General features: G+C 42.1%; 13 protein-coding genes and 1 pseudogene. 5 read left to right on the top strand and 9 right to left on the bottom strand.

Features of this window, described 5'->3' with window-relative positions:
- Positions 1–18 precede the first annotated feature (18 nt).
- Positions 19–900, top strand: coding sequence for an SDR family oxidoreductase (locus tag ACJJI3_RS06570; protein ID WP_444941922.1), 882 nt, complete (start codon positions 19–21; stop codon positions 898–900).
- On the opposite strand, the gene ACJJI3_RS06575 is transcribed toward ACJJI3_RS06570, so the two are convergent.
- Entirely contained in the window at positions 895–1,800 is a 906-nt protein-coding gene (locus ACJJI3_RS06575) for a LysR family transcriptional regulator (protein ID WP_444941923.1), read from the bottom strand. The two genes, ACJJI3_RS06570 and ACJJI3_RS06575, sit on opposite strands and share 6 nt — an antisense overlap.
- 113 nt (positions 1,801–1,913) lie before the next feature.
- Between ACJJI3_RS06575 and ACJJI3_RS06580 the strand changes: the two genes are divergently transcribed.
- Positions 1,914–2,336 (top strand): PACE efflux transporter, encoded by a 423-nt coding sequence (locus ACJJI3_RS06580; RefSeq protein ID WP_444927630.1) that lies wholly within the window; start codon positions 1,914–1,916, stop codon positions 2,334–2,336.
- A 95-nt stretch (positions 2,337–2,431) separates the two neighbouring features.
- Here ACJJI3_RS06580 and ACJJI3_RS06585 read toward each other — a convergent pair whose 3' ends face one another.
- The 4 genes from ACJJI3_RS06585 to ACJJI3_RS06600 form a co-directional block, all read right to left on the bottom strand.
- Positions 2,432–2,866 carry a hypothetical protein gene (locus ACJJI3_RS06585; RefSeq protein WP_444917014.1) on the bottom strand — a complete coding sequence of 145 codons (435 nt, stop codon included), beginning with the start codon at positions 2,864–2,866 and terminating at the stop codon, positions 2,432–2,434.
- Positions 2,867–2,982: 116 nt separating this feature from the next.
- Positions 2,983–3,567 (bottom strand): hypothetical protein, encoded by a 585-nt coding sequence (locus ACJJI3_RS06590; protein WP_444905451.1) that lies wholly within the window; start codon positions 3,565–3,567, stop codon positions 2,983–2,985.
- A gap of 16 nt (positions 3,568–3,583) precedes the next feature.
- The gene (locus ACJJI3_RS06595; protein WP_444941924.1) at positions 3,584–4,720 is read right to left on the bottom strand and encodes a dipeptidase; all 1,137 of its coding nucleotides are present in this window, start codon (positions 4,718–4,720) and stop codon (positions 3,584–3,586) included.
- 18 nt (positions 4,721–4,738) lie between these two features.
- Positions 4,739–6,406: an amidohydrolase family protein gene (locus ACJJI3_RS06600; RefSeq protein ID WP_444941925.1), complete on the bottom strand. Its 1,668-nt coding sequence runs from the start codon at positions 6,404–6,406 to the stop codon at positions 4,739–4,741.
- Between the two features lie 183 nt (positions 6,407–6,589).
- Here ACJJI3_RS06600 and ACJJI3_RS06605 point away from each other — a divergent pair, with 183 nt between their 5' ends.
- The 3 genes and pseudogenes from ACJJI3_RS06605 to ACJJI3_RS06615 all read left to right on the top strand — a co-directional run.
- Positions 6,590–7,495: a LysR family transcriptional regulator gene (locus ACJJI3_RS06605; protein ID WP_444913610.1), complete on the top strand. Its 906-nt coding sequence runs from the start codon at positions 6,590–6,592 to the stop codon at positions 7,493–7,495.
- Positions 7,467–8,753 carry an NRAMP family divalent metal transporter gene (locus ACJJI3_RS06610; RefSeq protein WP_444941926.1) on the top strand — a complete coding sequence of 429 codons (1,287 nt, stop codon included), beginning with the start codon at positions 7,467–7,469 and terminating at the stop codon, positions 8,751–8,753. Before ACJJI3_RS06605 ends, ACJJI3_RS06610 begins: the two co-directional genes overlap by 29 nt.
- Before the next feature lie 53 nt (positions 8,754–8,806).
- Positions 8,807–9,310 (top strand): annotated as a pseudogene (locus tag ACJJI3_RS06615) (IS3 family transposase); the annotation flags it as partial.
- 425 nt (positions 9,311–9,735) lie between these two features.
- Here ACJJI3_RS06615 and ACJJI3_RS06620 read toward each other — a convergent pair.
- From ACJJI3_RS06620 to ACJJI3_RS06635, 4 genes are all read right to left on the bottom strand, one after another.
- Positions 9,736–10,815 (bottom strand): hypothetical protein, encoded by a 1,080-nt coding sequence (locus ACJJI3_RS06620; RefSeq protein WP_444941927.1) that lies wholly within the window; start codon positions 10,813–10,815, stop codon positions 9,736–9,738.
- Between the two features lie 140 nt (positions 10,816–10,955).
- Positions 10,956–12,026 carry a hypothetical protein gene (locus ACJJI3_RS06625; protein ID WP_444913607.1) on the bottom strand — a complete coding sequence of 357 codons (1,071 nt, stop codon included), beginning with the start codon at positions 12,024–12,026 and terminating at the stop codon, positions 10,956–10,958.
- A gap of 140 nt (positions 12,027–12,166) precedes the next feature.
- Positions 12,167–13,237, bottom strand: coding sequence for a hypothetical protein (locus ACJJI3_RS06630; protein WP_444941928.1), 1,071 nt, complete (start codon positions 13,235–13,237; stop codon positions 12,167–12,169).
- A gap of 140 nt (positions 13,238–13,377) precedes the next feature.
- Positions 13,378–14,448, bottom strand: coding sequence for a hypothetical protein (locus ACJJI3_RS06635; protein WP_444941929.1), 1,071 nt, complete (start codon positions 14,446–14,448; stop codon positions 13,378–13,380).
- Between the last annotated feature and the right edge of the window lie 3 nt (positions 14,449–14,451).

Below are 14,451 nucleotides of genomic sequence, written 5' to 3' on the forward strand. Positions count from 1 at the left end.
TGCTTTAAAGGTTGAACCATGCAGAAAACTATTACGATTATTGGCGCCACAGGCCATTTAGGTCGTCAGGTAGCACGAAAACTGGATCATAAAGGTGTAAAGGTAACTGCGATCGTGAGGGACGTAATTAGTGCTCGCACTATCCTCCCAGAGAGTATCCAGCTTGTCGGAGCAGATGTCTCGGATAAAGAGAGCCTGGTGTCTGCACTAGTTGGTACCAAAACACTTTATATCACCCTGAATACCACGTCACTCGACCCGACTTTACCCTTTCATAGTGAGCGTGAAGGTGTGATTAATATCGTGGAGGCTGCAAAGGTCAATGGTGTGCAACACATCATGCAGATTGCTGGTATTGATTATCTCCACCCAGAGTTTGCGGACAAGGGACTTGAGTACAAGACCAATGTAATCCGTAAGCCAGGGATAGAGGCCATTAAAAGTTCGGGCATTGATTTCACTTTCTTCTTCTGTTCATTCTTCCTGGATTCTTTCCCCACATTCATCGAGAACGGCCAATTTTCTATCATCGGCGATCATGTCCACCCTATCTACTACACCAATACAACAGATCTGGCAGAGATGATCGGTAATGCTATCGGGAATGAGATGGCCTACAACCAGAGTTTTTCAGTTCAGGGTACTAAGGGGATGTCTTTACCAGAGGCGGCCAGAACGTTTGTAGAGGCATATTCTCCGGGAACAGAAATTGCCGTTCACCCTATCGCGGCCATTGCAGAAATGGGACTGCCCGAGGAGCAGGCAGTATTTATGGAACATATGCTGACTTACGTAGAACAGCTAAAGGAGCAACCAGTGAGTCAAAAAACTTGGCAGGTGTTAGGTAAGCCAGATACAACCATCACAGATTTTGCCCGAGATCTGTCAAACGCTTCATAGCGACTGATCCTTGTTCAGTATTGCGTCCTCTGTGCTCAGCCGCTCCATCAAGTCAGTGGCTGCAGGACCCAGTGGACGCTTACTGGACCAGATAATATCTACACCGTGTGACAGCTCTTTCTCCTGCTCAAATACCAGAGGGAGCTGTATCAGTTTTTTCGCCGCTATCCCCTTCGCAACCACGTGTAGTGGCAATACTGCCCAGCCCAAATTAGCGTCGACAAGGTCAAGTGCATCATCGAGACGTGACACACTCCACACGTCGGGAGACACCAGCCAGCGAGTTTGGCTGGATATCTCAAACTCCTGCAATAAGATTTGTCGGTATTGTTTCAGGTCTTCCCAGGTTACTTCAGTAAGTTGTGCTATCGGGTGCTCAGCACAGGCGACGCCAGTGAGCTTCAGATGGCCCAGGGCTCTGAAATCGCACCCAGTGGGCACATCTTCTTGCTGCGTGATAATCCCGAGTTGGGCAACATCCCGTTCGACCCAGGTCTGTACATCCTGAACACTTCCCGCTCTGAGCGTAATTTGAACATTTGGATATTTGGTCTGAAACTCTTGAAAGAGTCCACCCAGGTTTTTAATCCGCACATGCTGGGCAATAGCTAACGTCAACCGGGCCTCGACATCCAGAGACAACCCCTGTGCGATCGCCATCAAACGCTCGCGTTGCTCGATAAGATTCCGTGCGCGTTCCAGCAGTGACTCACCTGCGTCCGTCAATCGCGGGTATCGTTGACTTCGATCAAATAGATTGACTCCCAAGTCAACCTCCAGATTCGATACCAGTGAGCTGATTACCGACTGTGCCTTTCCACATTTACGTGCAGCCGCTGAGAACGAGCCAGCCTGCTCGGTTGCTACAAATGCTTCCAGTTGCTCAATAGAAACTGCCACGCGCCCAACCTATCTGTTTAAGGTATAGTATCTAACTTATCCCACCTAAAATAACTATATATCATTCAGGCATATTTTCTCAACCAGAGTGAGTATGGCTGATGACTAAATCATTGAAGAATCGTTTATTCCATGCGGTTTCCTACGAGTTTTTTCTGCTGCTGACAGGTGGCTTACTGGTGGTGCCAGTGTTTGATCTGGAGGTACACCAATCGCTAGTACTTGCGGCTGGACTATCACTGTTTGCGCTGGTCTGGAATATGGTTTTCAATCACGCCTTTGACTGGTACTTATTGAATATACGTAAAAACCCGGAGAAGACGTTTATCGTTAGAGCCATGCATGCGTTATTGTTTGAAGGGGGTATGTTGGTACTGACGTTGCCAGTAATCGCCTGGGGCTTTAATCTGACTATCCTAGAAGCATTTATGCTTGAGATAGTCATGGTGATTTATATCGTGATATATACCTATGTATTCAACTATTGGTTCGATAAGCTGCATAGCTCGTTTCAAGTTACTGAACACAAACGTTAAAGGTCTTCTCCACTTTCTATTTTAGATGAAATACAGGACCAGTTAAGATACACATCGCCGGAATCACCCGATGGGGGCAGAGATACATACTTTTACTATGTGCTTAGCTCAATACCGATACATCTTAAATTTGTTAGCAGTTCTTTATATTGATCGGACTTGGAAGATAAGTATTGTAACTTACGATGCCTTTTAACTTCCCAATTACCAATGACAGAGTCAATTTTTGTACCGGATGCCGATGGTTCATCATCGAAACCAAACTCAAATCCGCAGCTACATATCTGGAAAGAGCCACTACCATCCTCTAAGTAAGCAGGAGCCCCCCAACTCAAGGCTACCACATACAGGATAATGCCAACATCCATTAACTCTTTAACAAACTTTCTGGCTATATGCTTATTAATGGTTTTGAAGATGCCTGGGAAAGCATACGTGCCTACTAAAACTAAGCATATCGATTGGATATGACCTCTTTTTAAGTGAAGTGGTTCAGGATTGATCTGACAGTTAACAGAAATTCTGGACACTCACCTAATGTAGCAGGCACAGGACTGATACTTATTCAAACAGATTGATTTAGGACTTGTGATAATTTTAAGTTGAATGGTAAGGCTTCCGAGTTGAGAGCAACTGGATTCTATCACTAACAGTTTTTGGGTTTTATCGACTGGAGTTCCACCCATACGGGGTGAGAGGAATTTTGTGGAGAAACAATAAAGTACCAACGAAGCTCATCAGTTTTTTCACAGTTAACTTGATTCCCTTTAAAGTAGAGGGTCTGCTCTTTTTTGGTTACAAATGGCTCAATCCACTTTATCTGACCAGTATACTTGCCATCATCCCACTCAATTGTAATAGCCGGCTTATATTCTTTGCCTTGAGTGACGGCCTTGTACAACCCCCTATAGTAGGAGGCTATAAAATCCTGGATTTCGACCTTCCCAAAAACTTGGTTCTTCTCTGGCTTGTGAGTCCATGAAAAAGCATAACTAAAGAAATCCTCTTTTTCTTGTTTATACATACCAGGCAGAAACACAAGCTCTTCAACACCATTCAAGGTGATATCTGAAGCAAATTCGATCGGGAAAGGAATCACTTCAGTCTTTGAACTCTTTGGGAATTCGGAATAAGTACTAAGTCCTTCAGCAAAAAGCAAAGGTGAAAAGAGGAAAGTAATACAAGCCACCAATCGAATTAGAACGCCATCAAGCCTTAGATAATTATCCATTTAATCTTACTTTCCTTTAATTCCATACCGAAGCAAAAACACGCAACCAGTTTTTACCAATTATTTTTTCTACCACTCGATCAGGAATTCCCTTTTGGCTTAGCCTATAGGCAATTAGCTCCATCCGCCGCTCAGAGTTCAGCTCAGGAATAAACGGTGGACGATTTGGTGTTTCTCCGGGCGCGGAGATTCCAGCCGCAATACGACGCTCAACTTCCTTACGGATACTTTCTCGATACTCAGGGCCATCATTGACCGGTACTACGCCTTGGTCACTACCTATGGCAATATGATCTTCACCACATACTTTATAGGCATGCAGTATATGTTCTATCACCACATCGGCCTTTATTTCATGCTCCCCACCCTCCAAAAATGGCATTAAATAGATTCCAACCAAGCCACCGGTGTCTGCTGCAGCTTTTAATTCGGCATCATCATTATTTCTAGGGTGGTCATAAATTGCGTTGCAGCCAGTATGAGAGATCACAATCGGTCTTTTTGATTGGCTGATTGCACTGGACACTGTCTTCTTTCCAGAATGCGAGAGGTCGATCAAAACCTTCTCCGCCTCCATGATCTCTATGGCTTTCTTGCCAAGAGGAGTTATCCCTGAATCCTCCTTAACGAGACCGCCGCTGCCAAGGATAGAGGGACCATTGTAGGATACCTGCATTATCTTGACGCCTATTTTGGCGAATTCTGAAATACCTGAAAGTGACTCATCAAACATTTCAGTTGATTGGAAACCCATTATGATACCGAGCTTACTCTCCTGCTTCGCTTTCAGGATATCTGATACAGAATGAATTAAGCTCAAGTAGTTTGAGTTCTGCTCGATGATAGATTTGGTTTTTTCAACCTTCTTTAAAGTCTCTGTGTAGTCATCACCTGGATAGGGGACTGTCATATTCAAGGCACTAATCCCCGAGTTCTTGAATATTCCCAGGACTTCTTCAGAGCTTGGCTCCCTGAGCGAGAATGCTCCGCTGAGGCCATCAATTACAATCGATGAACCGTATTGGTTCCACGTTGATTTTCCTGCATCAACTCCAGAAAAGGCATTTAATATACCCGAGTTAATAGCCAAGTATGAACCAACGCTACCTGATACTAGAGATTTAATCAGTGCTCTTCTATTTATATCGTTCATAAGTCCCCCACTCCAGAATTAATCAGCGCTTCGTGAAGCTATACACTCCACCTCAGCTTTGGCATCAAGTGCCAGGCCGCTCGCTGCAAAAGCACTCCTCGCAGGTTTCTTTCCGTTGAAGTACTGGAGGTAGACTTCGTTCGCCGCTGGCCAGTCATCAATATCAGCAAGCATCAAAGTACACTTAACCACATCGTCAAAATCCAGGTTTTTGCTTTCAAGAACTTGGCCAATATTCTTCATTGTTTGATGCATCTGAGCTTCCAGACTTTCACCTGCCAAGGTTAAAGTTGAAGGGTAATTACCGATCTGCCCAGATAACCAAATGGTTCCATTCACTTCACGTGAAGAGGAGAAAGGCAACTGTGGATCGTCGCCAATAAAAATAAAACGACCGTTCTTAACCACATGAGCTATCGATTGGCTATTTTCGATATTCTTTTCGGGACTTGCTGAAAGTACAACAATATTTGCTTTCTTTCCTTCTTCAATACTACCGACAGAACCTTCTATCCCTATCACTTTCGCAGCATTTATAGTTGCAGCTTGAATTGCCTCGAAAGGTGTCATACCGATTTCATCTACGAGCAGCTTAAGCTCATGATGAATCATCGGTGTAGTGTCATTTTCAAGGTCACTAAATGCATCCGTGCCAGCAGCAATAGTGATGCCGTTTTGATAGGCAAATTGTGTCATTTGTGTACTGAGCTGATCAAGTTGCCTGTACTTTTCGTTTAAGGTATTCCTTCTTTCAAATACTGTAAGCGTCGCATCTAAAATTGTACCGTTCTCTTTCATTGCATCAAAAAGGTCTAAATAGCTATCCTTTTGCAGCATTTTTTCCCAGGTTGAATCATCGAACTCAGCAGTTTTTCTGCGCCATGCTTTGAAGTTATCAACTAGCTGAGCAGACATATCTGAGGCATGTGAAATAGTCTCAACACCAGCATTGACAATATCCAAAGGTTTGGAGGGGCCTATATAAGCATGCGACCAGACTTTTAAACCATGTTTCTTGGCTGCACTCGCGAGTAATGGCACCGTCTCGGCCTCAACATCAGCATATACCTTGATGCCTGTTGCACCAGCGCCTATGGCCTGGAGCATTATTGAATCCATATCTGAATTTTGATCTACCGCTCTCATCCATGTTGTGTGGCCTGGAGTACGCCCTTTAGCTGAGGCAATGGTTCTCGGGTCCGAGAAGAAGGATTCTCCACCAATAATGACTGAAAAGTAGATGTCTGGCGAAGCGATGGAGTCGATCTCTGCTTGACGTTTTAAGTAGGCCAACGCTCGTGCATCACCGCCCATATCTCTCACAGATGTGACACCACCACGAAGCAGGTATCGAAGTCGCTCAGTAGTGATAGACAAATTATCCCAGCTATCCGGATCTGTCGCATGGTGGACATGCGCATCTATCAGGCCAGGGATTACAAACTTCCCTTTTAAATCGACAACACTGGCCCCCCTTACCTTGGAGAGATTTTTCGTTGCAGAAATTCTCTTGATCTTATCTCCTTCGATAAGAATCGACTGGTTTTCATCAACTTTAAGCGAATTAACATCCACTATATTGGCGTTAATGAGCAAAATTTGCTCTAGCTTTCCATCCTCTGCTGATACAACGCCGCTGGTAGCAATGTATAGAACCACCAGAATAAAAATTTGTTTTATTTTCATGTACTTATCTAATATGAGACCGTGGGACTTTTAATCTACTAGCAAAATTTTGCGTCATTTAGGATGCACTTTAAATGTGGCTTTGGTTTATAGTGTATAAACTATTTGTTTATTATGTTTGTCTGTATACTCCAGCTAATGCCCACCGTAAGAAGAGAAGCGGATTAGCCATCAGGGGAGTCAATGAACAAGTTACACGCCCTTGAGGCATACTGTTTAGTGTGCGAAAAGCAAAACTTTGCAGCTACTGCTCGCGAGCTCGGCATTTCAGCAGCAATGGTCGGTAAGTACATTAAGCAGTTAGAAGAGGAGCTGGGCTGCCTATTGGTAATGCGCAATACACGCAAAGTATCCATAACCGAAGCGGGCGAAAATTACTATAAACAGGTTTCACCAATATTAAAAAAACTCCACTCCGTCGACCAGGCGATGTCAGAATACAATCAGGAGCCTAGAGGCAGACTGTCGATATCGACCAGCATAGAGCTAGGCAGTCAATATTTTTCAGGGTTGATTGCCAATTACCGTAATCTATACCCTCAGGTATTCTTGGATTTTCATCTCAGCAATGACCCACTCGATTTACTCGACAATAAAATCGATCTCGTTTTTAGAATCGCACCAGAATTACCCGACTCTAGCTATATCGTCCAATCTATCGCAAAAACTAAGCTAGCGCTCTGGGCAAGTGACTCTTACATAGAGAAGAATGGACTCCCTGAAAACATAGAATCATTAAAGAAGCATCAATTACTCTTCTTTAACCACAGTATTCGAGGGGATCATTGGCTATTTCAAGACAAAGAAGAAACAAGAAAGATCAAACTTCCCTGGGCCTGGCAATCTAACAATGGGAGGCTATTAAATGAGGCGGCTGCTGAGGGACAAGGAATAATCCAAGCCCCTTTTTACTCTGTCAAATCTTATGTCGACTCTGGCCAGCTCACTGAGATTCTACCTAGATTCACAATAAAGCCACTAACTATTTTTGCGCTCTACCCTCATCGCTGCGAACTTTCCCTGAAGGTTAAAACCTTTATCGATGTGGCTAAGAGCTATTTTGAGCAAAATCATTCCGAGCAGTTCTGATTCAATGGATGTATTCAAACGTACTTTCTCAAATCTAGGCCCTGGTATTATTTGGGCTGCAAGCAGTATTGGCGTATCTCATATCGTGCAATCTACTCGCGCTGGTGCAGATTACGCTTTCGCTTTGATTGGTTTTATTTTCCTGGCTCATTTAGTCAAATACCCTTTTTTCAAAATCGGACCAGAGTACGCTGCTGTCACCGGTGAGAGTTTATTGGAAGGCTATAAAAAACACAGTCGACTTGGTTTTTATAGTTATATGGCTCTCACATTTCTAACAATGTTCTTTGTTCAAGCTGCGGTTACGATCGTCACAGCTGCTTTAGCCCTCAATTTATTTGGCGATATCTTAAATGTTTCAGAGTGGTCTGCCATCATTTTGGTCATTACATGTGCAATATTGATTGCTGGCCAATTTAAATGGCTGAATGAAAGCTTAAAGTGGATGGTCCTCATTCTGGCAATTGCCAGCTTGATCACTCTCATTGCCGCAATAAGTCAATATGGGCTTCTTCCCTCTAAATCCTATTTAACAGCCGATATGGCACCAGCTGTGAGTATCGCATTTGTTGTCGCCTTAGTCGGCTGGATGCCAACTTCAATTGAAGTTTCTGTTTGGCACTCTATTTGGTCGGAGCGCAGGATAAAGGAGAGACCGGATAGAGGGTTTGCCAAGAAATCCCTCGTATTTGACTTTAAGGTTGGTTATTTCACCAGCTTGATATTAGCTATTGTATTTGTATGGCTAGGCGCATTAGTAATGTTTGGGAAAGATATTGAACTATCTCAATCTGCAGGCATATTTGCTGGTCAGCTAATCAATATTTATACCAAATCTCTAGGTGATTGGAGCCATCTAACAATCAGTATTATCTGCTTTATCGCGCTTTTCTCAACTACCTTTGCAGTCTCCGATGGGTTTCCTCAAGTTTGGCGAAGTGCCTTGAGGTCATCGAGTAGTATTAAGATTCCCGAAAATAGAGTCTACGTATCCACTCTTATTATACTAAGCCTCATAAGCTGGTTTATTATTTCCCTATTTACCAACCAGCTAAAGAACTTAATCGACTTTGTAACTACTCTATCTTTCGTTTGTGCTCCAATCTTTGCTTTACTCAACATTCTTGTTATGAACGGGAAATGGGTACCAAGAGAACATCACTTAAAGGGATGGTACTTAGTTTACACTTATGCCTGCTTGTGCTTAATGATAGGTTTTAGCTTTTACTTTATTTATTGGCGCTTCTTGAGTAACTAACTATTCCTTTGCAAAATCAGCTGACTTGAAAAGTCTATAGATAATATTGTAACCGCCAGTTTAATGTAGAGAAACCCAATCAAGTTTGGTGTGGCGATATTACCTATATCTGGGCTGGCTCAAGCTGGTGTTACCTAACTACCGTTATACATGCTCGCCGTATCGTTGGGTGGGCTCTCTCAGGTCACCCAGATACGGCATCACTGGAAATGGCCTGGGAGCAGCGAGGAAAGCCCCATGGAGTTATGTTCCACTCGGATCAAGACTGTCAGTATACCAGTCATCAGTTCCGCCTACTGCTGTAGCGCTACCGAATGACCCAGGGCACGAGTCGACGTGGAAATTGTTGGGATAATGCACCAATGGAAAGACTGTTTCGGAGTCTGAAAAGTGAATGGATACTCTCTCTCGGTTACAACTCTATCACAGAAGCGAGCCGAGACATCAGCCATTACTTGATGATTTACTACAACTGAGAGAGTCCCCATCAATACAATGACATATTACCGCCTGCAAAAGCGGAAGAAAAACTTAACTTACTGTCCGGCAATAGTTGACCACTACACTGATCGTTAAAAATCAGGAGAGTAGAAAAAAGTTGACTGGCATTTTAGGGGGGTGCTTGATGGCTTACAGGCTATTCTAAGTACATTTGAAGAGATTTTCTTAAGTCGATTATATTCTGCTTTTATTGAGGCCACCCGGTCAAAGCAACAAGATTTTATGGTCTGTAAAGTTGGTGCCAGAGTGGAATTTTTATAAAACCGATTTTTGATCAAATAACAATCAACTATTTCCTGTTCAAGTGTAATTATATGTAATTGGGCCCCTATGATTCCTATGAAACACATCCCAATTAACAAGCTCAGCCTTTAGTGAAATAAAAGCAGAATAGCTACCTACACTCCCCCTCAACCTATAACCTCTGAAAAATCACTTTGACAGAAAGCACTTCTTAAAAGTACCAATGAAAGCTAAATATTCATCCCAACTTTCCCGAAGCCACAAAAGGTTTTTCAATTTGATCGAAAGATATCCTTGAAGCAACATCTATCTTCTCCCCAAGAGGATAGCTATTATGCAAGCGTCTTGGCTGAATACGTTTATCAAGAAAACTTGAAACCTCCTCCCTTGTAGCACGATGACTCTCATCCCTGCTTTTACCAGGCTCTAGGTATTCAACGTCACTCCACATTTGCATTACATGTTTAGCCTCTTCAAGCTGCTGCGCTGTACACTGCACAATTGGTTTTCTATATCTCGACAACTCACTTTGAACCTCTTCATAACGACAAGATAGACCAGGAGAAAACTCAAACATCATGGAATCCATTATACGCTGTATAAACCCAATATAATTATCCCAAGGTGTTCTTTGATTTAGGCGATATGCATTTCCAGCATTCGAGCCCGCACGACTTATAATAAATCGGCAACAAAGAAAAACTTTATCACTGACAGCCAAATTCCAACTCACCTTATCTACACCATCTGCGAGTGGCTGACTCTCAAAATAGAACCAGATTTTGCCCTTTTGATTCACCCACTGACAGTTAAGGGGGGATAGATAATCCGGCCATTTATATTGTGTTAAATCAAAACGATCACTTTTAATCCCTTCATGCATTTTTTGCAGATCCGTAAGGTAACATCTACGATAAACCTCACGAACTAAAACCTCATCATTAAAGAGGCTTTCATTAACAGGAAGATCATCAATATAATTAAGGTTTATAAAGAAATTTATATACCCCCCATAACTTTGAAGCAAAGGCACCCCTTTAAAACCCCAGCGAGTAGAAAACAAGTTTAAAACTTTGATAGCATTAAACTGTGCTTTATTTTTAATACTAACCCCAGATTGGTATTCAAGAGGATGGTAGGACTGCACATCCTCTATATCAAAGCTATCCGGCTCAGTTTCCCACTGCTGAATTGAGGAGAATGGATCAAAAGCAGGGGGCACCATAAAAGAAAGCTTAGACCCGGAAAGCCTTTTCTCAACCCTTCTCGCATTACGGAAGCTCGGCCCACGAGGAAAAACATCTTTCAAAAAATTCATATGAAACTAATCTTCAAGGAAATACGATCAAGGCAAGATATTGCAATAATAGAGTAGCTCATCTGCGGAGTATTACCCCGCAGAATACAACTTGGAACCTAAAGAAGTATTATAATGGCCTACAAAAGCTATTTAATTTATCATCCTTGATAAATTAAAGGTTGACTAAGATACTCCGTGGAAATTCTTGACACAATTTCTATTTTATCCCCCAAAGGGTAGCTATTGTGTAAGGGCCTTGGCTGAATACGTTTATTGATAAAACTAGAAACTTCGTCAGTAGAAGCTCTATTATCATCATCCCTTCCTTTGCCAGGAGCTATATATCCAGAACTACTCCACATTCTCATCACATACTTTGCATCGTTTACTTGCTTGGAAGTAAAAGACAAAATCGGCTTACTATTAGCCTCAGGATGCTCCAGAATTTTAACAAGACGACCAGACAAATCAGAGGTGAGATGTAAATCTAAAGAATCTACAATACGCTGCACAAACCCAATGTAATTTTCCCACGAAACACGCTCACTTACTCGATATGCATTACCGGCATTCGAAGCAGAGCGAGTAATATTAAACCTAAAACTTAAAAAATGCTTATCTGTAAGTGCAGTATGCCAGCTAACTTTATCAAGCTTATTTCGCAGAGGCTGACTTTCAAAGTACAACCAACTCTTGTTCGCCTGCTCTACCCATTGGCAATTAATGGGCCCCAAATAACTAGGCCAGCGATACTCGGTTAAATCAAATGGGTCGCTTTTTAAACCTGGATCAAAGTTATGAAGGTCTCCCAATTCATATCGGCGATACACTTCTTTTGTCAGTACTCTTGTATCAAATAAACTTTCATTGACTGGAAGATCCTCTATTGAAGTAACAGTAACTACCAGCCCAACTTTGCCCGCATACCCCCCTATAATGGGCACCCCCTTAAAACCCCAACAGCTTGAGAATAGTCTTAGATACCTAATAGCTGGGAATTCAATTTTTTCATCCAAATCCTTCCCCGAACAATATGAAATTGGGCGAAAATTCTCAGCCTCTAAAATATCAAATTCGTCAGGCTCTACCTCCCACTTTTGAATAGAGGAAAATGGATCTGCTGGAGGAGGCACCATAAAAGAAAGCTTAGAGCCGGATAGAGTTTTCTCTATCCTTCTCGCACTACGAAAGTTTGGCCCACGAGGAAAAACATCTTTCGAAAAATCCATATGGAAATAATCTTAAAAGTAATCTGATCTAGGCAAGATATCGCAAGAATAGAGAAGCTCATCTGCGGAGTGTTACCCCGCAGAAAACAACCTGGAGCCTAAAGTAGTGTTTTAATGGCCTATAAAAGCTATTTAATTCATCATCCTTGATAAATTAAGGGTTGGCTGAGATGCTCCGTGGGAATTCTGGACACAACCTCTATTTTATCCCCCAAAGGATAGCTATTATGTAAAGGTCTATGCTGAATACGCTTGTCGATAAAACTAGAAACCTCACCAATAGAAGCTCTATGATCCTCATCCACCCCTTTACCTGGAGCTGTATATCCAGAATCACTCCACATTCTCATCACATACTTTGCGTCTTTAACTTGCTTGGAAGTAAAGGATAAAATCTGCTTATCTTTAGCTCCTGGCTGCTTCTGAACTTGAAAAAGGCGTTCAGATAAATCAGAAGTGAGACGTAAATCTAAAGAGTTCACAATGCGTTGTGCAAAACTAATGTAGTTTTCCCACGAAGTACGTTGGCTTGCTCGGTAAGCATTAGCTGTATGCGAAGGTGCACGTGTAATAGTAAAGCTAAAGCTTAAAAAAAGTCTATCTGCCAATGCCGTATGCCAGCTAATCTTATCAGGCTTATTACGAAGAGGTTGACTTTCAAAGTAGAGCCAACTCTTATCAGCCTGTTTTACCCATTGGCAATTAATAGGTCCCAAATAGTTAGGCCAGCGATACTGGGTTAAATCAAATGGATCGTCTTTCAATCCTGAGTGAAAATCATGAAGATCTTCTAACTCATAACTGCGATAAACTTCTTTTGCTAACACCCTTGTATCAAATAAACTTTCATTAACAGGGAGATCTTCTATAGAAGTAACTGCGGCAATCAGCCTAATGTCACCACCATACCCCCCTATAATGGGCATCCCCTTAAACCCCCAACAACTTGAGAACACTCTTAGATACGTAATATCTGGAAACTTGATTTTATCGTCCAAATTATCACTCGAACGGTAAGAAATTGGGCAAAAATTATTAGCCTCAAAAATATCAAACTCCTCTGGTTCTGCCTCCCATTTTTGAGCAGAGGGAAATGGGTCCGCTGAAGGAGGCACCATAAAGGAAAGTTTAGAGCCGGAAAGCCTTTTCTCAACCCTTCTCGCATTACGGAAGCTCGGCCCACGAGGAAAAATATCTTTCAAAAAATCCATATGGAAATAATCTTAAAAGTAATCTGATCTAGGCAAGATATCGCAAGAATAGAGAAGCTCATCTGCGGAGTGTTACCCCGCAGAAAACAACCTGGAGCCTAAAGTAGTGTTTTGATGGCCTATAAAAGCTATTTAATTTATCATCCTTGATAAATTAAGGGTTGGCTGAGATGCTCCGTGGGAATTCTGGACACAACCTCTATTTTATCCCCCAAAGGATAGCTATTATGTAAAGGTCTATGCTGAATACGCTTGTCGATAAAACTAGAAACTTCGTCAGTAGAAGCTCTATGATCCTCGCCTTCCTCTTTACTTGGATCCGTATATTCCGAATCACTCCACATTCTCATCACATACTTTGCATCTTCAACTTGCTTAGATGAGAAAGTTAAAATAGGCTTTTCTTTAGCTCCAGGCTGCTTCTGAACTTGAACAAGGCGTTCAGACAAATCAGAAGTGAGGCGCAAATCTAAAGAATCTACAATACGTTGTGCAAAACTAATGTAATTTTTCCATGATACGCACTGATTTATTCTGTAAGCGTTACCGGCATTCGAAGCTGATCGTGTAATATTAAACTTAATACTTAAAAAATGCTTATCTGTCAACGGGGTATACCAGCTAAGCTTGTCAAACTTTCTTCGCAAGGGCTGACTTTCAAAGTACAGCCAACACTTATTGGCCTGCTTGATCCACTGACAATTAACAGGTCCCAAATAGTTAGGCCAACGATACTGGGTTAAATCAAATGGATCATCCTTTAATCCTTTATGGAAATCATGGAGATCTTCTAACTCGTACTTACGATAAACTTCTTTTGCCAATACCCTTACATCAAACAAACTCTCATTTACAGGCAGATCTTCAACTGAATTGACATCTATAATCAGCTTAACGTTGCCACTATACCCTCCTATAATCGGCACGCCCTTAAACCCCCAACAACTAGAGAATATCCTTAAATACTTTACATCTGGAAACTTGATTTTCTCATCCAAATTCTTACTCGAGCGGTATGAAATTGGGCAGAATTGTTTAGCTTCAAAAATATCAAACTCATTAGGCTCTACCTCCCATTTTTGAACAGCGGAAAATGGGTCCGCTGGAGGAGGCACCATAAAAGATAGCTTAGAGCCGGATAGAGTTTTCTCTACCCTTCTCGCACTACGGAAGTTTGGCCCACGAGGAAAAACATCTTTCAAAAAATTCATATG

It is taken from the genome of Microbulbifer maximicatervae (SeqCode), assembly GCF_052466985.1.